The organism is Neobacillus rhizosphaerae (genome assembly GCF_937468385.1).
In the GTDB taxonomy this organism is placed as follows: domain Bacteria; phylum Bacillota; class Bacilli; order Bacillales; family Cytobacillaceae; genus Neobacillus; species Neobacillus rhizosphaerae.
In genome coordinates, this window is record NZ_CALBWS010000011.1 from 69324 (window position 1) to 88231 (window position 18908).

15 protein-coding genes and 1 pseudogene are annotated in these 18908 nt (G+C 42.9%); 12 read left to right on the forward strand and 4 right to left on the reverse strand.

The features are described 5' to 3' along the window. Window positions 1-29 precede the first annotated feature (29 nt). The 8 genes from M5A78_RS10460 to M5A78_RS10495 all read left to right on the forward strand — a co-directional run bounded on the left by M5A78_RS10460 (window position 30) and on the right by M5A78_RS10495 (window position 9764). Complete coding sequence (locus M5A78_RS10460; RefSeq protein ID WP_248735217.1) at window positions 30-248, forward strand: spore germination protein; 219 nt, start codon at window positions 30-32, stop codon at window positions 246-248. Between the two features lie 482 nt (window positions 249-730). Continuing rightward, on the forward strand, window positions 731-2224 hold the full coding sequence (locus M5A78_RS10465; protein WP_248735218.1) for an aldehyde dehydrogenase family protein: 1494 nt from the start codon (window positions 731-733) through the stop codon (window positions 2222-2224). A 24-nt stretch (window positions 2225-2248) separates the two neighbouring features. Continuing rightward, on the forward strand, window positions 2249-3622 hold the full coding sequence (locus tag M5A78_RS10470; protein ID WP_248735219.1) for a putrescine aminotransferase: 1374 nt from the start codon (window positions 2249-2251) through the stop codon (window positions 3620-3622). A gap of 65 nt (window positions 3623-3687) precedes the next feature. Then, complete coding sequence (gabT, locus tag M5A78_RS10475) at window positions 3688-5040, forward strand: 4-aminobutyrate--2-oxoglutarate transaminase (protein WP_248735260.1); 1353 nt, start codon at window positions 3688-3690, stop codon at window positions 5038-5040. Between the two features lie 37 nt (window positions 5041-5077). Next, complete coding sequence (locus tag M5A78_RS10480; protein ID WP_248735261.1) at window positions 5078-6499, forward strand: NAD-dependent succinate-semialdehyde dehydrogenase; 1422 nt, start codon at window positions 5078-5080, stop codon at window positions 6497-6499. A 389-nt stretch (window positions 6500-6888) separates the two neighbouring features. Next, a complete protein-coding gene (locus tag M5A78_RS10485; RefSeq protein ID WP_248735220.1) occupies window positions 6889-8073 on the forward strand; it encodes a CaiB/BaiF CoA transferase family protein in 1185 nt (394 codons plus the stop codon). A gap of 13 nt (window positions 8074-8086) precedes the next feature. Continuing rightward, the gene (locus M5A78_RS10490; protein WP_248735221.1) at window positions 8087-9292 is read left to right on the forward strand and encodes an acyl-CoA dehydrogenase family protein; all 1206 of its coding nucleotides are present in this window, start codon (window positions 8087-8089) and stop codon (window positions 9290-9292) included. Window positions 9293-9455: 163 nt separating this feature from the next. Then, window positions 9456-9764 (forward strand): DUF3870 domain-containing protein, encoded by a 309-nt coding sequence (locus tag M5A78_RS10495; RefSeq protein ID WP_248735222.1) that lies wholly within the window; start codon window positions 9456-9458, stop codon window positions 9762-9764. A 239-nt stretch (window positions 9765-10003) separates the two neighbouring features. Here M5A78_RS10495 and M5A78_RS10500 read toward each other — a convergent pair. Both M5A78_RS10500 and M5A78_RS10505 read right to left on the reverse strand, forming a co-directional pair. Continuing rightward, a pseudogene (locus M5A78_RS10500) lies at window positions 10004-10186 on the reverse strand (transposase); the annotation flags it as partial. Window positions 10187-10215: 29 nt separating this feature from the next. Continuing rightward, window positions 10216-10455 carry a hypothetical protein gene (locus tag M5A78_RS10505; RefSeq protein WP_406603686.1) on the reverse strand — a complete coding sequence of 80 codons (240 nt, stop codon included), beginning with the start codon at window positions 10453-10455 and terminating at the stop codon, window positions 10216-10218. A 306-nt stretch (window positions 10456-10761) separates the two neighbouring features. On the opposite strand from M5A78_RS10505, the gene M5A78_RS10510 reads away from it, so the two are divergent. Further along, window positions 10762-11886 (forward strand): HAD family hydrolase, encoded by a 1125-nt coding sequence (locus tag M5A78_RS10510; RefSeq protein ID WP_248735224.1) that lies wholly within the window; start codon window positions 10762-10764, stop codon window positions 11884-11886. A gap of 273 nt (window positions 11887-12159) precedes the next feature. Here M5A78_RS10510 and serA read toward each other — a convergent pair whose 3' ends face one another. Both serA and M5A78_RS10520 read right to left on the reverse strand, forming a co-directional pair. Continuing rightward, on the reverse strand, window positions 12160-13803 hold the full coding sequence (gene serA, locus M5A78_RS10515; RefSeq protein ID WP_248735225.1) for a phosphoglycerate dehydrogenase: 1644 nt from the start codon (window positions 13801-13803) through the stop codon (window positions 12160-12162). Then, window positions 13796-14953 (reverse strand): pyridoxal-phosphate-dependent aminotransferase family protein, encoded by a 1158-nt coding sequence (locus M5A78_RS10520; protein ID WP_248735226.1) that lies wholly within the window; start codon window positions 14951-14953, stop codon window positions 13796-13798. Before M5A78_RS10520 ends, serA begins: the two co-directional genes overlap by 8 nt. A gap of 639 nt (window positions 14954-15592) precedes the next feature. On the opposite strand from M5A78_RS10520, the gene M5A78_RS10525 reads away from it, so the two are divergent. Genes M5A78_RS10525 through thrB form a run of 3 tightly spaced genes read left to right on the forward strand, consistent with a single transcriptional unit; the run spans window position 15593 to window position 18880 of the window. Then, complete coding sequence (locus M5A78_RS10525; RefSeq protein WP_248735227.1) at window positions 15593-16888, forward strand: homoserine dehydrogenase; 1296 nt, start codon at window positions 15593-15595, stop codon at window positions 16886-16888. Next, window positions 16885-17955, forward strand: a complete 1071-nt coding sequence (gene thrC / locus M5A78_RS10530; protein WP_248735228.1) for a threonine synthase — start codon at window positions 16885-16887, stop codon at window positions 17953-17955. Before M5A78_RS10525 ends, thrC begins: the two co-directional genes overlap by 4 nt. Then, the gene (thrB, locus tag M5A78_RS10535) at window positions 17942-18880 is read left to right on the forward strand and encodes a homoserine kinase (protein WP_248735229.1); all 939 of its coding nucleotides are present in this window, start codon (window positions 17942-17944) and stop codon (window positions 18878-18880) included. The genes thrC and thrB overlap by 14 nt, the downstream gene beginning before the upstream one ends. Window positions 18881-18908: the final 28 nt, after the last annotated feature.

Consider the following 18908-nt stretch of genomic DNA (forward strand, 5'->3'; position numbering starts at 1 on the left):
TTATATCTTAATAGAAGGGGATGTGTTTATTGCCAGCGATTATAGGACCAGTCCAAATCGTTAACGTGAGTGGAGGTGTTGCCCAGTTTGGAGATTCCCTCTTTTTGTCACCAAAAGAAAGTTTCAAGACGTTTGAAGGTTCTGGTGGAAGTAACACAGGTGGAATTATCGTTACAAATACCGTATTTAGCGGAACGAATGTTCTAGATTCGGATTTAATCGATCAGCCGATAGTCGGAAATAAGTAAAAAATGACATAAGCCATTAGAATGGTTTATGTCATTTTCTGTGGAAAAGGGGCGGAGCGCCGCAAAAATGAATCACTTTAACCAGTTAAAGTGAAATACCCATTTCACTAGACGAAAGATGTGAAGTCTAGCTCTGCTCTCACCGCCTTTATTAGGTGACTACGGCTTGTTCTCTAAATTTATTTCCATGGTGGGGTTGGGAGTTGAGGCTCATGATAGTTTTTTATCGGTTTACTATCAATTGTTTTCTAAGTGAGCATTCCACTTCATGAGGATAACCAGTGTAATATACACGTGGTTATCTTGTTTTTTTCTGTGAAAAGTTTTTTTTGAAGTGCAATATGCATATAGAAATAGACTTATGCAAAGATGAATAGTTTTTTTAAAAATACATAAAGAAATATTGAGCTAGCAATATTATGTAATTGGCATGATTCTTGCATCACTTGTTAGTGAGGGGATATAAAAGGAGGAATGGAAGAATGGTCGAAGTAAAAAGTCGAGTAATCAACCTTAAAATGTATATTGATGGCGAGTGGAAGGCTGCTGAAACACAAGAAACACGCCCGGTTATTAATCCGGCAAATGGAGAAGTGATTGCCTATGCTCCTGAAGGGGCCGTCGAGGATGCCCGTTCGGCAATTTATGCAGCCCGGAGAGCTTTCGAAGAGGATGTTTGGTCCGGTATTTCCGCTCAGGAAAGAGCCTCCTATTTATTGAAAATTGCAGACAAAATTGATGAATATGCCGATGAGTTAACCCAGCTTGAAACACTGGATAACGGTAAACCATTAAGAGAAGCTGGATATGATGTCGGGGATGCGGCCGCTTGCTTCCGCTACTATGCGGGATTAATTACGAAGCCTGATGGCCAGACCTACCATGTTGCCGATCCGATGCAGGCGATGGTTGTCCGTGAGCCTGTTGGTGTATGCGGTCTAATTGTACCTTGGAATTATCCGCTGTTAATGAGTGTTTGGAAAATCGCGCCTGCGTTAGCGGCAGGAAACACAATTGTATTTAAGCCTTCTGAGGTGACACCTGTTACCCCGAAAAAGCTGTTTGAAATTTTTGAAGAAGTGGGCTTACCAAAAGGAGTCGCCAATATGGTAATGGGTGCTGGTCCTGTGGTCGGAAATGAAATCGCTTCCCATCCGGAAGTGGATATGGTTTCGTTTACCGGTGGAACGAAAACAGGGAAGCATATCATGAAGACGGCGGCTGATACGATGAAAAAGGTTTCATTAGAGTTAGGTGGAAAATCACCAAATATTATTTTTGCTGATGCCGATTTAGAAACTGCAGTCGATTATGCTTTATTCGGTATTTATGCAGGCTCCGGCCAAGTGTGTTCAGCTGGTTCAAGAATTCTTGTTGAAGAAAGTATTTATGATCAATTCGTCGTGCATTTTGTTGAAAGGGCCAGGAAAATTCAAGTTGGACCTGGTGTTGACCCTGCTACTGAGATGGGGCCACTTGTAAGCCAGCAACATTTGGAAAAAGTTCTCCATTACATTGAGCTTGGCAAACAGGAAGGGGCGACGATTGCCAGCGGCGGTAACCGTATTGTTCGTGCGGGCTTAGAAAAAGGATATTTTGTTGAACCAACTGTTTTTGTTGATGTGAAGCAAGAGATGAGAATCGTTCAAGAGGAAATATTCGGTCCAGTTGTCGTTATCCAGAAGTTTAAGGATGAAGAGGAAGCATTAAAGCTTGCTAACGGAACTGTTTATGGTCTGGCTGGAGCTGTGTTTACGAAAGATGGCGCAAAAGGATTACGGGTGATTAAAAAACTGCGTGCAGGGATTACCTGGGTGAATGCCTATCATCCTACGTATAATGAAGCGCCATGGGGCGGCTATAAGCAAAGTGGTATTGGCCGCAGCCTTGGAACGTTTGGTCTTGATGAGTTCCAAGAGATTAAACAGATTAATATCAATTTACAGGTGGAGCCGGTAGGTTGGTTTTCAAACTAATACATGACGAGGAGGAACGAAATAATGAGTATCGATATAAATCAAGAATTGAAGAGTAAGCATAATCAAAATGTAAGCGAATATATAAATAAGGTTTTAAGTTTAGTAGAAAAAGAGCAAGTAACGGCAGAAGATGCTGCCTGGATTACGAAAGAAACCGTCGATGGCTTCCGTGAGCATGTTAACCCAGGATTTCTTGCTTATCGAAAAACGGTAACAAAGGATGGCCAATTTGCTGCCGTGGAATGGTCGGATAATGGTTCCTGCTTCAAGGATGTCAATGGTAAAGAGTATATTGATTGCCTTGGCGGCTTCGGTATTTATAATGTGGGCCACCGCAATCCAAAAGTGGTTAAAGCAGTAACGGACCAATTAAAACGCCAGGCCCTTCATAGTCAAGACCTACTCGATCCGCTACGGGCAATGCTGGCAAAAATCTTAGCTGATATTACCCCTGGTGATTTGAAATATGCCTTTTTTACAAACAGTGGAACAGAAAGTGTCGAGGCGGCGCTTAAGCTTGCGAAAATGTACAGCGAGCGAACAACGTTTATTTCCACAACACGTGCGTTCCACGGAAAAAGCTTAGGATCATTGTCCGGAACGGCCAAAGGAATGTTCCGTAAGCCATTCCTACCATTGATTCCAGGGTTCCGTCATGTCCCATTTGGTGATATCGACATGATGAAAAAAACCTTTGAAGTATGCGCTTCAGTAGGAGAAGATGTGGCTGCTGTCATTCTTGAGCCAATTCAAGGTGAAGGTGGAATTATACTTCCACCAGAAAATTACTTAAAACAGGTTCGTGAGCTTTGTGACCAATACGGTTCCCTGCTGATTTTTGACGAAGTGCAAACAGGGATGGGACGTACGGGTAAAATGTTTGCTGCAGAATTGTATGACGTCGTTCCAGATATTATCTGTCTCGCCAAAGCATTTGGTGGCGGTGTGATGCCGGCGGGAGCGATTGTTGCAAGAGAAGAAGTATTTAAGAGCTGGTTCCCGAATCCGTTCATGCATACGACAACCTTCGGCGGCAATCCTTTAGCATGTGCCGCGGCGATTGCCACAATTGGTGTATTAATAGAAGAAAATTTACCAGAAAGAGCGGCAGTGGTTGGTGAATATTTCCTTAAGCAGTTGAAGGAAGCGGCGGCAGGCCATGAGGATAAGGTTGTTGAGATTCGCGGCCAAGGGCTGATGATTGGGATCGAATTCCATCAGGATGAAATTGGATATGAAGTATCAAAAGGAATGTTTGATCGAGGTGTTCTTGTAGCAGGAACCCTCATTAATTCTAAAACAATCCGAATCGAGCCGGCACTGACAATTAGTTATGAAGAAGTAGATAAGGTGGTCAACACCTTTAAACAGGTTTTAGAACTGGTACAAGAATAAATAGTTAATTTTTCCAGTATGCATTTATAAAGGGGGGAGCGGAAAAATTGGAAAAGAAATATGTAATGCTCCAGACAGAGATACCCGGGCCAGAATCGAAGAAAATGTTGGAACGAAGAAATCAATATGTCATAAAGGGGATCAGCAACAATTGCCATTCCTTTGTTAAAAAAGCGAAGGGATCCCTAGTCGAAGATGTAGACGGTAATATTTATATTGATTTTGCTGGTGCTATTGGAACGGTAAACGTTGGACATTCACACCCGAGAGTGGTAAGGGCCCTTCAGGAACAAGCCAGTCAATTTATCCACACCGGCTTTAATGTGATGATGTATGAATCGTATATCGATCTTGCCGAGAGGCTTTGCATGCTTGCTCCGGGTGACTTTCCTAAACAGGTTGCCTTATTTAACAGCGGTGCAGAAGCCGTTGAAAACGCAGTGAAAATCGCCAGAAAATATACGAAACGGCAAGGAATTATCTCGTTTACTAGGGGCTTCCATGGCAGGACGTTAATGACGATGACGATGACCAGTAAGGTTAAACCATACAAATTCGGCTTTGGCCCTTTCGCACCGGAGGTTTACAAGGCGCCGTACCCATATGTCTACCGGCGTCCGGAGGGAATGAGTGAGCAGCAATACAGTAAAATGATCATTGAGCAATTTGAGCAGTTCCTGCTTGCGGAGGTCGCACCCGAAACCATTGCCGCGGTTGTGATGGAACCAGTACAGGGGGAGGGCGGTTTTATCGTGCCTGACACCGCCTTTGTTCACAGAGTTCGCGAAATCTGTACACAGTACGGAATTTTGTTTATTGCCGATGAAATTCAAACGGGGTTTGCCAGGACAGGGAAATATTTCGCGATTGATCATTTTGGTGTCGTTCCTGATTTAATTACGATATCGAAATCAATGGGGGCTGGTGTCCCAATCAGCGGCGTGATTGGCAGAGCGGAAATTATGACAGCCCCAGAAGTTGGCGAAATCGGCGGCACCTATTCTGGAAGCCCGCTTGGCTGTCGGGCCGCGCTGACGGTTTTGGATATTATCGAAACAGAAAACTTAAATGAACGGGCGGGAAAGATCGGCGCTAGAGTAATAGAAAAGATGCAGCTCCTCGCAGGCCGTTTCGATTCTATTGGGGATGTCCGCGGCCTTGGAGCAATGTGCGCAATGGAAATTGTGAAGGATAGGCAATTGAAAACTCCTGATAAAGAAGCGGTTGGAAAAATTGTTAAAGCAGCAGGCGAGCGGGGGCTTCTTTTATTAAGTGCCGGTCTTTATTCAAACGTTATTCGTTTGCTTATGCCATTGACGATAACCGATGATCAGCTTGAAGAAGGATTGCAAATCCTCGAGGAAGCCATGGAAGCAGTATACTTGAATGATTCTGCCATGTCAGTTGGGGGGAAATAAAGTGGATGTTATAAAACAAAAGTATCAAATCTATCCAATGTATTTAGATGGAAAATGGGTTGGAAATGATTATGAGGTTTTAACTGAAATTATCAATCCGGCAACAAAGGAAGTATTAGGTGCGATACCGACTGGCGGTGCCTATGAAGCGGAGCAGGCTGTCGATGCTGCTCATAGGGCCTTCAAAACTTGGTCGAAAAAGACAGCAGACGAGCGCTTTCAACTCCTAATGAAATGGTATCAGTTAATTGATGAAAACAAACATGAGATCGCTAAAATCATGACAATGGAACAAGGCAAACCGTTAAAGGAGGCACTGGGGGAGGTTCAGTATGCTAATGGTTTCATTTCCTGGTATGCCGAAGAGGGAAAACGGGTTTATGGTGAAACGATTCCTGCATCCCATCCCAATAAAAGGATATTAGTACGGAAGGAACCAGTAGGTGTGGTAGCGGCAATTACTCCTTGGAATTTTCCGGCGGCAATGATTACACGTAAAGTCGCGCCTGCATTAGCAGCTGGGTGTACTTGTGTCGTAAAACCAGCGAATCAGACACCGCTAACCGCTTTAAAAATGGCAGAGCTTGCCCATGAAGCAGGGATCCCAAGCGGTGTGTTAAATATCATTACCGGCAGATCCTCTGAGATTGGTGAAACTTGGCTGAAGGACCCGCGCGTGACAAAAATAACTTTTACAGGGTCGACTGAGGTGGGAAAAACACTGATGCGCGGTGCCGCAGAAAATGTTAAAAAGGTGTCGCTTGAGCTGGGTGGCAATGCTCCATTTATTGTTATGGATGATGCGAATCTAGCCAAAGCAGCTGTCGGACTTGTTCAATCAAAATTCCGTAATGCCGGCCAAACCTGTATTTGTACGAACCGTGTTTATGTCCAAGAAGGTATTGCTGCTGAATTCACAAAGCTTTTTCAAGCGGAATTAGAAAAGCTTAAGGTTGGCAACGGACTTGAGGACGGAGTCGATATTGGACCTTTAATCGATAAAGCTGCTTATAAAAAAGTAGAAGGCCTTGTCCATGATGCAGTAAAAAGGGGTGGAAAGGTTACTTATAGTGGGCTCAAACCTGCTGAAGGGAACGGCTATTTCTATGCTCCGACGATTTTGACCGATATCGATGATGAGATGGAATGCATGAAGGACGAGATCTTTGGACCGCTTGCTCCAATTTCAATTTTCAAAACAGAGGAAGAAGTGATTGAGCGGGCAAATAATTCCCGTTATGGGCTGGCTGCCTATGTTTTCACGGAAAATTTGAGTCGCTCCTTTAGAATCTCAGAACAGCTCGAGTACGGAATTGTTGGCCTTAATGATGCTTTACCTTCAGCTGTTCAAGTTCCATTTGGTGGCTATAAAGAGAGTGGTCTTGGCCGGGAAGGTGGTCATTTTGGAATCGAGGAGTTTCTAGAAGTGAAATATATCTCGATAGGGTTGGATTTTTAAAAAAATGCCTCTGTTTTGGGTTGTGAACCGAACAAAATTTGAACTTCGCGGAATTAATGGTGAACTCGTCGGAATCCATGCAAAGTTTGGCGGAAATAACCACAAAATCCGCGGAATCATTTAATCGCAAGCTTAAGCAAAAAAGTATCAGGTAACGATATATGCGTTTTCTATCTTATTTTTGAAGATGTAGCTGCCAAATTCGTTTTATCCTCTTGCCAGAGGAAAATTCACGAATAAGAGCCAGTGAGACTTTCAGTGTCTTTATTTGTCATTGATTGTGTTCACTGGTTTTTTTTTGAAATCTTTTTAAAGGAGAAATAAAGGTTTCAATAGATTAGCAATCCATCAATAGCTGCTGCAAATTACGAGGAAAGGAGGAAGCTTTAGTGTCTGGATCACTGCAGGGAATAAAAGTTATCGATTTATCACGCGTATTAGCAGGCCCCTATTGCACGATGATCTTAGGTGATATGGGAGCAGAAGTAATTAAAGTCGAAAGTGTCGACACGGGAGATGAAACTAGAGGGTGGGGGCCACCATTTGTTGAAGGCGAGAGTGCCTACTACTTATGTGCTAACCGAAATAAACAGGGAATGACGTTAAACCTGAAGTCGCCAAAAGGCATGGAGATTTTACAAAAACTAGTATCGGATGCCGATGTGGTTGTCCAAAATTTTAAACCGGGAACGCTTGAAAGATTAGGGTTTGGATATGAGGAAATGAAAAAGGTCAATGAAGGAATTATCTTGGCCTCTATCAGCGGCTTTGGCGCCACAGGTGCTTATGCCCCTCTCCCAGGCTACGATTATATTATTCAAGCCATGTCGGGCTTAATGAGCATTACCGGTGAAAAGGAGGCCCAGCCTGCCAAGGTTGGTGTTGCGATTGCTGATGTCCTTACCGGTCTCTATACATGTATTGGAATTTTAGGAGCAATCCAGCACCGTAACAGGACGGGCGAGGGGCAGGAAGTCGACATCTCCTTATTTGACTCCCAGCTGGCTGCTTTAGTGAATGTTGCCAGTAATTACCTTTGTTCAGGTGAGATTCCTGAACGCCTTGGCAACGCCCATCCTAATATTGTGCCTTATCAGGTGTTCACTGCAAGTGATGGAGATTTTATTATCGCCGTTGGGAATGATCGGCAATATCGGAAGCTCGCCATCCTGCTTGACGATGAAGCGCTACTTTCGGAAAAATATGAAACCAATTCAGGCCGCCTGAAACATAAGAATGACCTTGTAAATATGATCGCCACTAGGATAAAAACGAGATCGAGAGCTGAATGGAAAAAGCTGCTTGACGAAAAGGGTATCCCGAATGGCCCAATTTACACCGTGAAGGAAGCATTGGAATCGAACCACGCTCTTTCAAGAAATATGGTTGTAAATGTATCCCATCCCAATATTCAAAATTTAAAACTAGTCGGCTCGCCATTAAAATTTTCAAAAACACCGGTAAAAATGGATAAGCATCCACCATTGCACGGTGAACACACCGAGGAAATTCTCCAAAAACTCGGCTACCCAAAAGCTGAAATTACCAAAATGAAAAAAGAGCTAATTTTATAGGAGGGAAAAGAATATGAATTTTTCATATACGGAAGAACAAAAAAGCGTAAGAAAGGTAGTAAGGGCGTTCGTAGATAAAGAGATTATTCCTTATATTAAGGAATGGGATGAAAAGGGCCATTTTGAAAAAGGTATCCTAAAACGCTTAGCTGACCTGCAATTGATGGGAGTTTGTATCCCTGAAGAATATGGCGGTGTTGGCATGGATTATAATACGCTGGCTATCGTTTGTGAGGAGTTAGAACGAGGAGATACCGCCTTCCGTACTGCTGTTTCCGTCCATACCGGATTAAACAGTATGACTCTACTGCAATGGGCAACAGAGGAACAGAAACAAAAGTATCTTGTCCCACAGGCAAAGGGAGAAAAAATTGGTGCCTTTGGACTGACAGAACCGAATGCGGGGTCCGATGTAGCAGCGATGGAAACAACGGCCGTAAAAGACGGGGATTGTTATATTCTAAATGGGACGAAAACATGGATTTCTTTATGCGATGTTGCAGACCATTTCTTAATATTTGCTAAAACGGACACAAAAGCCGGGCATCATGGTATTTCCTGCTTCATTGTTGAACGGACCCTTGCAGGAGTTTCCAGCAGAGCGATTAAAGGGAAGTTAGGAATCCGCGCCGGAAATACCGGGGAAGTATTTTTAGATAGTGTCAGAGTTCCAGCAGATAATTTGCTAGGATATGAAGGAGAGGGCTTTAAAATAGCGATGTCCGCCCTTGATAATGGCCGGTTTACCGTAGCGGCAGGCGCCTGTGGTACGATTTTGGCGTCACTTGAAGCAAGCGTCAAATATTGTGAGGAACGAAAAACCTTTGGTAAAGAAATCGGAAAGCATCAGCTTGTCCAGCAAATGATTGCGAAAATGTCCGCAAATCTCGAAATTTCTCGTCTCTTAGTTCATAAAGCCGGTTGGTTAAAAAATAACGGGAAGCGCAACACACAGGAAACGTCATTGGCAAAATGGATTTCCTGTGATGCCGCTTTTGAAGCTGCGAACGATGCCGTACAAATTCACGGTGCTTATGGATTTTCCAATGAATTCCCTGTCGAACGTTATTTAAGAAATGCCAAGGCTCCTGTCATTTATGAAGGAACAAGAGAAATCCATACGATTATGCAGGCAGAGTATGCGCTTGACTATCGCCAGGACAAACCGCTAAGAAAGGTGCTCCCAGCCTGGCCATTTGAAGAGGTTGCGATAAGGTGAAATTTCCATCAGTGGGGGATTCTTTCATCCCTCACTGATGTTAGCTTGACCAATCAGGCATTTACGGGCAGTTGCCCCCAATTTATACATGTTAAGTTCTCGCAATGACTTGAAGTAGGGGGGGCACTGACTGTTAATACGGGATAAAAAGGTAGGTGAAAAAATGAAAACATATTTTCTTGCCGGTCATTCCCGGCTTCCTCAAGGCATGGCGGCCCAAAGTGTATTTGACTCGTTAACGATTACTGTTGAGGTAGACAAGAAATACGGCGTCATTATTGAATCCTCCTGTACACTGGCGACGGAACATGGAAGAGCCTATGTTCAACAGATTATCCGAGGACATAGCTTAAAGGATGGAATTGACGATATCCTAGAGGCAATAAGAGAGGGCTATCGTGGGAAAGCGGTTAATGCTCTAATAGCTGCGGTGAAAGACTTGTATAGTCAATATGAATACTCTAGTACCTAGTAAAAATAAGAACAACCGTACACGGCTTGTCAGATTGTCGAGAAAGGGTATATTTCTCGGCAATTATTTTATAATGGATTGGCCCTGCTAACTGGTCTGTTGATTTCCGCTCCGGGCACTCGCTTTCCGAGGGGAGGTCCGGGAGCCTCCTCGGCTCTTTTGGAGCCTGTGGGGTCTCCCGTGACCTCTCTATCCCGCAGGAGTAGAGTGCCCTCCGCTCCAATCAACAGGGTGGCAAATCAACCTAAATAATTGCAACACACTTTTTCTAACCTGGCTAAGTGTGTCGCAATCTTTTTTATATTTTGGACGGCTGCTGTAAGAAGAGCCTGTTCACTTGCATTCTTTAATCCCCGTAACCGGCAGTAGCGAAGCCCATGCAGCTCTTTTGAGTCTGCGAAGCTTCGCTCCATTTTTTCCTTTCAAAAATTTATAAAGCAATTTTCCCGGTTTAGATAAGCGATTTAACCTTACCTATACCGTAAAGATAACCAATAAAGATCATTTTAAACAAAATTAGGCGATCAGATGGGCGGCCATTATCATCACTATAATTAGGGCGAACTTTTTCAAGAAGAAACGAAAAATCAATATATTTATCAATCAAACGAAGGAGGTGGTCATCAGGAACGAATTCATCAATAGACACAAATTCATATTCACTTTGGGAAGATTCTCTTGGTTTAAACATAGATTTTACCACTTATTTTTTTGGTTGTGTGAGGACATTATTGAATTTGCACCTGTTGATTGGAGCGGAAGGCGCGAAGACTCCTGCGGGAGTACGGGGGAGGGGAGACCCCACAGGCGCATGCGCCGAGGAGGCTCCCCGGCACGCCCGCGGAAAGCGAAGCGCCTGGAGCGCAAATCAACAGACATGTTGCAGGGAGAGACAATCCAAAATATTGTTAGTCTCGTTCCCCATTTTTATTTAAATACTATAATCCGCTGTGTTACGATAGAGTATAAAAGCAATTCAGGGAAAGAGGTGGAGAAAATGATTAAAACGATTTTGTTTGATGTAGATGGGGTTCTTTTAAGTGAGGAGCATTATTTTGATGCATCTGCCCTAACTGTTTGGGAGATGTTGATAAGTGGCAATTATTTAGCACTGGCTCCTGAAAAATTTAAAACGGACTATAGCGAGGCTGAAACTAAGGAAATAAGAGAGATGCTATTTGAAAATGATAAGGTCCTTAAGTTTATGAAATCCCGCGGCCTTAATGCCAACTGGGACATGATCTACCTAACATTTTGCCATCAACTAATTCACCTCCTATCGCAAATAAAAGATATGGAATTTGAAAAAATTAACAAATGGTGTCAGGCACCAATTAATCGTGAAACGTTATTCGAGATTGGCGGATTGTTAAGTCATTATCCTGTGGTGACGGATTTTAATTTGTTTGTAGAGGATTTCAGTGGGTCACTGGTAATGAAACAGGAATTGTTGGGATACTTGAATGTGCTGGCTCTTGAAAAACTTGGGGTGGAAACTTCCATTTTTAAGAAAGGTGAGCTGTGGTCCATATGTGAGCATATTTCTCAGGAATGGTATGTTGGCGATGAGAATGTTCTTGCTTCTACCGGGAGACCATCTGTGCAAACAGGCAAAAAAGGCTTCTTAGCAAATGAGGCAACATTAGCACCAAGAGAAGAAATTGATGAGCTTTTTCAATTCCTAACCACCACTGGATTTGAGATTGGAATTGGAACAGGCCGGCCGGCACTTGAAACGATTCAACCTTTTCAGCATTTAGAGTGGTTGAAATACTTTGAAGTGGATCGAATTGTGACGGCTGATGAAGTGTTAGTGGCGGAACAGGAACTTCCAGAATGGAAATCTTTATCGAAGCCGCACCCGTATACCTACATAATGGGATTAAAAGGGAAAGGAACTCCTGTCAAGGAATGCATAGAAATGGCATTGCCAATTGAAAATGGCGAAACGGTTCTTATTGTTGGAGATTCGTTGGCGGATCTTCTGGCTGCAAGGCAAATGGGCTGTCGATTTGCTGCTGTCTTAACGGGATTATCTGGAAAAGATGCAAGAAGTGAATTTGAACAGCATAAAGCGGATTATATTCTTGATTCTGTGCTTGATTTGAAAGGTATTTTATAAAAAAAGGCAGTTTTTGTACTTTACGCCCCCTTGAGAGTTATCTATTTGTGGAATTTGCAATTAATAAACAGAAAAGCATAGTATATCAGCCAATCTTATTGTTATATCAGCGATAAATATCCTTATATCAGCGAATCATATAGTTATATCAGCGAATCTTATAGTTTATCAGCAAATCTGAGCATTTTATCAGCTAATCAAGGAAATCACAACATCTTATCATTACAGAGCATGAAAGGAGGGAGTGCGTACGGCAATCCCTCTTTCCTGTGTCTAAATGCTTTCCACTTTTTCCAACTCAAGTTGTCCTGGTTCAAAAACATCCACATTTGACAGCTCTAGTAGTTGTGCTTCTTCTAATCCATCAATTCCTGTTAATACTTGAATGACATTAGCACTTAGTGTCTTATCAAGGGTTAATACCATAATGGCTTCACCGCCGACCTCTGTCCGCCCAACCTGCATTGTCCCAATATTGATGTTATGATCGCCCAACAGAGATCCAACCTTGCCAATCATTCCAGGTACGTCGCGGTGCTTGATATATAAAAGATATTTTTCTGGTTTCACATCAATCCGGTATTGGTTAATTTTTAAAATTCTTGCACCGTAACCGTTTAGGACCGTTGCCCCAATGCGAGCCTCTTCAGAGCCCTGAGACACGCTGAGCTCCATGTAATTGGCAAAGCCTTTATTAGTGGCATTTTTCACTACATTATAGGAAACCCCTTGCTCCTTCAAAAGATGAAGCGCATTAATAAGATTGACTGAATCACTTAAATGATAGGATAATACGCCTTTCAACAGCGTCCTTGTTAATAATTCTGTGTCCTCATCAATTAAATCTCCATAATAATTAATTTCGATTTTCGTAGGTGCCTGCTTGTTTAATAATTGAATCACCACCTGTCCCATTTGATCACCGAGCAGTAAATATGGCTGCAGCTTAGCCTGCGTTTCCCCAGACATTTGCGGCATATTGACCGCATTTTGAATCGACTGTGTTTCAAAAATCTCAATGATTTCCGCACTTACCTCCTGTGCCACCTTTTCCTGTGCTTCTACCGTTGAAGCACCAAGATGCGGGGTCACAATGATATTGGGGTTTTGCAGCAAATCAGGGTCAGAAACTGGCTCTTTTTCAAAAACATCAAGAGCAGCACCAGCTACATGCCCGGCTTGAATTGCCCTCACTAATGCTTTTTCGTCAATAACACCGCCGCGAGCACAATTAACAAAGCGAACCCCTTTTTTTGTTTTTCGTAAATAATCATCATTCACAAGTCCACGTGTATCATTGGTCAGCGGGGTATGAATGGTAATAAAATCGGATTCCGTGGCAATTAAATCAAGGCTTGCTTTCGTGATCCCCAATTTTTTCGCGCGGTCTTCGGTTAAGTAGGGGTCAAACCCTAATATGTTCATGCCAAAGCTTTTGGCCCGTTTGGCTACTTCTGTGCCAATTTTACCCATGCCGATGACACCAAGCGTTTTTTTGTACAATTCCACCCCCTTAAAGGAGTTACGATCCCATTCCCCAGCGGAAGTTTTTTGATGGGCCTGCGGAATTTTCCGCGCTAATGACAACATCATAGCCAATGTATGCTCTGTTGCCGCAATTGTATTTGCACCAGGGGCATTAATAACAATAATCCCTTTTCGTGTAGCGGCATTCACATCAATATTATCGACCCCGACACCCGCTCTCGCAATGACTCTCAACTTTTCAGCGGCTTGAAGTAATTCAGCGGTTACCTTTGTTTGACTTCTCACAATCAAGGCATCGTAATCCCCAATGATTTTTTTTAACTCCTCAACAGGAAGCGTCGGCTGCCTTTCAACAACAAAATGGGGGTGCTCCATTAAGCTCTTTAAGCCAGTACTACTAATTCCGTCGGTTACAAGTACTTTATACATGGTCCATCCATACCTCCTCAGCTCTTTTCACCGCTTTACCTAACACATTTGTTCCTTGTAAAAATTTCAAGGTCATTTCAATACTTCCTAATACTTTTATGATGTCAAACGGCGTGCAATACCCCATATGGCCGATTCGGAAGATTTCACCCTTTAATTTTTTCTGTCCGCCACCAACCGTTATGGCAAACTTATCCTTTAACATTTTCTTCATTTGTTTCGAAGGTGCATCCAGCGTTCTTACTGCAGTTACAGTAGGTGACGCATCTTCATCAGATGTTAACAGCGGAATCTCAATAGCCTTCAAGCCTTCTCGGGTCATTGTTTTTAAAAGCTGGTGCCGCTTAATGACGTTCTCGAAGCCTTCTTCTTCAAACATATTACAAACCTCTTGGGCCCCGTAAATGAGTGAGACGGCAGGTGTAAATGGTGTCGATTTTTCAGTTTCATAGGATGCTAGATAGCGGTTTAAATCAAGATAAAAACGCTGTGCCTTACAGTTTCGAATCACTTCCCTTGCCGTGTCGCTTATTGCCACAAAGGCCAATCCGGGAGGCAGCATCAATGCTTTTTGTGATCCGGCAACGAGAATATCGATATTCCATCCCTTCATATCTACTGGAACAGCTCCAATGCAGCTTACTCCGTCAACGATATATAGCGCATTAGTTAATCGCTTTACAACCGCGCCTAAATCTTTTATCGGATTAAGGATGGCTGTAGAAGTTTCACAATAAGTAGCAAATACCGCTTTTATATCGTTTGGAATGGACTGCAAAAATTCCTCCAGCTGCTTGGGTTTACACGTGTTCCCCCATTCAATATTCAAGCGGTGGACATTCGCACCAAAGGTCTCGCAAATCGCGGCAAAACGATCTCCGAAAGCACCAGCGACAATGACAACGATATGATCATTTGCTTCGATTACGTTAGCTGCAGCTGCTTCTAAGGCAGAGGTACCACTCCCTGCGAGAACGGTAACAGGATTTTCTGAACCAAAAACGGGCATGAGGCGAGTAGAAACATCTTCTAGTAACTTAGGAAATTCTTGACTGCGGTGGGCAATCATTGGCTGATTCATCGCAGCTTTCACACGATCGGGAATCGGCGTTGGACCTGGGGCGAACAAGTAGTGCTGATCAAGTAACATCAAAATCATCCTCTCAAATTTAGCGACTATAATTAGTCACTTCTTTTTATATAAAAGAAAACGCCCCTCATAACAGACTTATGGTCCTGTTATGAGGGACGTGAATAAACGCGTGGTGCCACCCTCTTTTGCTGCAGGAAAAAAAACAGCAGCCTCAACAATGTAACGGTTTTAACCGGGCTAACCTACTTAAAGCTTTCAGCAGCCAGTTCAGAAGGGCTGGGCAATATTTTAATCAGAATCTTTTTGGCTAAATTCTAATTAGCATTAATTAAGAATTTGCACCGGTTTACAGCAACCACCGGCTCTCTGAAGCATTTTCTTAATGCCGTCTTCATCATCACTTTTCATCTATAGCATAACTTAAATTGATTGAAATTTCAAAAAGCAACTAAATATAGGGACTATTCTACAACGATACCTTCAGTATTGTAAAGGGATAAAGTAGAAAAAAATTTTTCATAATATATTAAAAAATTTTACCTAAAAATAGTAATTCAAGTGTGACATGGTAGTAAGCGATTTCACTACAATTTATGAAAATAAATCTATTGTAAAAATATAAAGAGAATCATATAATGTCTACAACAGAAAAACATTTGTCCTTGAGTGACGGACATTAACAAGAGGGGGATACTAGTGAAAGCAATCTCAATTGGGTTATTAGGTTTAGGCACCGTTGGCTCAGGTGTTGTCAAAATCATAAAAAATCATCAGGATAAATTAATGCATCAGGTGGGATGTCCGGTGGTAATCAAAAAAATCCTTGTTCAAGATTTACATAAGAATAGACCAGTTGATGTGGAAACAGGTCTATTAACATCAAACGCCGACGAGATTCTTTTTGATGAGGAAATAGATGTGGTGATCGAGGTAATGGGCGGAGTACAGGAAACAAAGGACTATTTGATTAGTGCCCTCCAGCAAGGCAAACATGTAGTGACGGCAAATAAAGATTTGATGGCGCTTCATGGTTCCGAGCTGTTAACGGTTGCTTCAGAGCATGGCTGCGACTTATTTTATGAAGCAAGTGTTGCCGGTGGAATTCCCATCTTAAGAGGGCTTGTTGACGGGCTTGCTTCTGATCGAATTACCCAAATGATGGGGATTGTAAATGGAACAACGAATTATATTTTAACCAAAATGAGTGATGAAGGCCGATCCTATGAGGGAGTTCTTAAAGAAGCGCAAGAACTCGGGTTTGCCGAAGCCGATCCAACAGCTGATGTCGAAGGATTAGATGCTGCCCGCAAAATGACGATCCTGGCGACATTAGGATTTTCGATGCACATTGATTTAGACGATGTGAAGGTAAGCGGCATTTCAAACATTACCGAAGAAGATTTACGATACGGAAAACAATTAGGCTATACGATGAAACTCATCGGCTATGCCCATCGTGAAGGAGAAAAAGTCGAGGTAAGTGTTGCACCGACCTTCTTGTCCAACAACCATCCGCTTGCCTCTGTACAAAATGAATACAATGCTGTGTATGTATACGGAGAAGCAGTTGGCGAAACGATGTTCTATGGACCTGGTGCCGGCAGTCTGCCGACTGCAACAGCAGTTGTTTCAGACCTGGTCGGCGTCATGAAAAATCTAAGATTGGGTGTAAATGGCCGAAGTGCTGTGACACCTCAATATCAAAAGCGTTTAAAGGATAACGGGGAAAAGTATTCTAAATACTTCCTAAGAATTCATGTCCAGGACGAAGTGGGTGTTTTCGCTGATATTACCTCTATTTTTGCGAAACATGGCGTTAGCTTTGAAAAAATACTGCAGCTGCCAATCAAGAAAAATGAAACGTCAGAAATCGTTTTAGTAACACACCGAGCGTCGTTAACAAATTATGATCTAATTTTACAAGAATTAAACGACTTGAATGCGGTGAAGGAAGTAAAAAGTGCCTATCGTGTGGTGAGGAAATCGTTATGAGATGGCTAGGATTATTAGAAACCTATAAAGAGTATTTACCAATCAACAATCAAACTCCAAGACTTACACTGAATGAAGGAAATACCCCGCTAGTAAAGCTTGAACGATTGTCTCAAGAATGGGATGTTGAGCTTTATGTGAAAATGGAAGGAGCGAATCCGACAGGATCCTTTAAGGATCGGGGAATGGTCATGGCTGTCGCTAAAGCAGTGGAGGAGGGGAGTAAAACGGTCATTTGTGCCTCAACAGGCAATACTTCCGCTTCCGCTGCAGCCTATGCGGCACGGGCCGGGTTAAAATGTATCATTGTCATTCCTGAAGGGAAAATTGCGCTCGGCAAACTGGCTCAGGCGATGATGTACGGGGCTGAAATAATCTCGATTGAGGGCAATTTTGACCAAGCACTGAAAATGGTTCGAAATATTAGTGAAGTAGAACCGATTACGCTAGTCAATTCAGTGAATCCGTTCCGCTTAGAAGGGCAAAAAACAGCAGCCATTGAGGTGTGCGACCAGCTAGGGGATGCCCCTGATATTTTAGCAATCCCAGTTGGAAACGCTGGAAATATTAGTGCCTACTGGAAAGGGTTTAAGGAATTTGCTGAGAAGAAGGCCACGAGCTTACCGCGCATGTTTGGCTTTCAAGCTGCAGGGGCTGCTGCCCTTGTTCATAACCGGGTCTTTGAAAATCCAGAAACAATTGCTACAGCCATTCGGATTGGTAATCCGGCAAGTTGGGACCTAGCTGTTTCCGCTGTTCAAGAATCAAAAGGGCTGTTCGATGAAGTCACCGATGAAGAAATTGTCGCTGCCTATAAAAAATTAGCCGCCTCCGAAGGGGTGTTTGCCGAACCGGCTTCCTGTGCTTCCATCGCTGGTGTTTATAAAAGTATCCAAAATGGAAAAATCAAAAAGGGAACAAAAATTGTCTGTGTGCTGACAGGAAACGGTTTGAAGGATCCAGACACAGCTATCCAAAGCAGCCTAGTAAAGCCGACCCATTTACCTAATGATGAAAAAGCAGTGACAGAACATATTCGAGGGGTTGTCGTTAATGCCTCTAAATAATCGCTTCATTATCAAGGTCCCGGCAAGCTCCGCTAATCTTGGACCTGGTTTTGATTCCATGGGAGTAGCTTTAAATTTATATTTAACGTTAGAGGTTGAGGAGAGCAGCCACTGGGAATTCTCCTCTACCACAGATGAATTAATGCATCTCCCTACGGATGAAACCCATTTTATCGGCCAAATTGCCTTACAAATTGCTGAAAAGTATGGAAAAGTCTTACCTCTTTGTAAGGTGAAAATGGAAAGTGAGATTCCGCTAGCCCGCGGGCTAGGGTCAAGTGCTGCGGCGATTGTTGCTGGGATTGAGCTTGCTGATACGGTGGGAAATTTAGGTCTAACACAAAAAGAGAAGATTCTTCTCGCCACAGAGATAGAAGGTCATCCTGATAATGTCGGGGCCTCACTCTTAGGAGGGTTAGTAATTGGCTGTTATCTTCAAAACGAGGTGGATATGCTTTCATTCACGAATCTTCCGTTTGAAATGACTGCGGTCATTCCGCAGGAAATCCTTCTAACGAAGGATTCACGGGATATACTCCCGACAGCCTTTTCCAAAAGTGAAGCCATTCAAGCATCGGCAACAGCCAATCTTTTAGTTGCGGCCCTTTTAAGTGAAAACTGGGACGTAGCAGGCAAAATGATGGAGCGAGACCTTTTCCACCAGCCATACAGGAAACCATTGATCCACGGTTATCAGGAAATCGAAAATATGGCTAAATTGAGCGGTGCATTCGGAGTTGCCTTGAGTGGTGCTGGACCAACCGTCCTTTGCTTTACCGAAAAAGGAAAAGGAACAAGGTTGGCTCAGGACTTACAAGCTGCATTTCCAGAAATGACCGTGAGACCACTTCAGATCGACTATACTGGTAGTAGTTTACAAGTAATTGAATCAGAAAACTTTATTAATCCAATCAAGCAGCCATAACATAGGGCTGTTTTTTTTGTTATAGTCC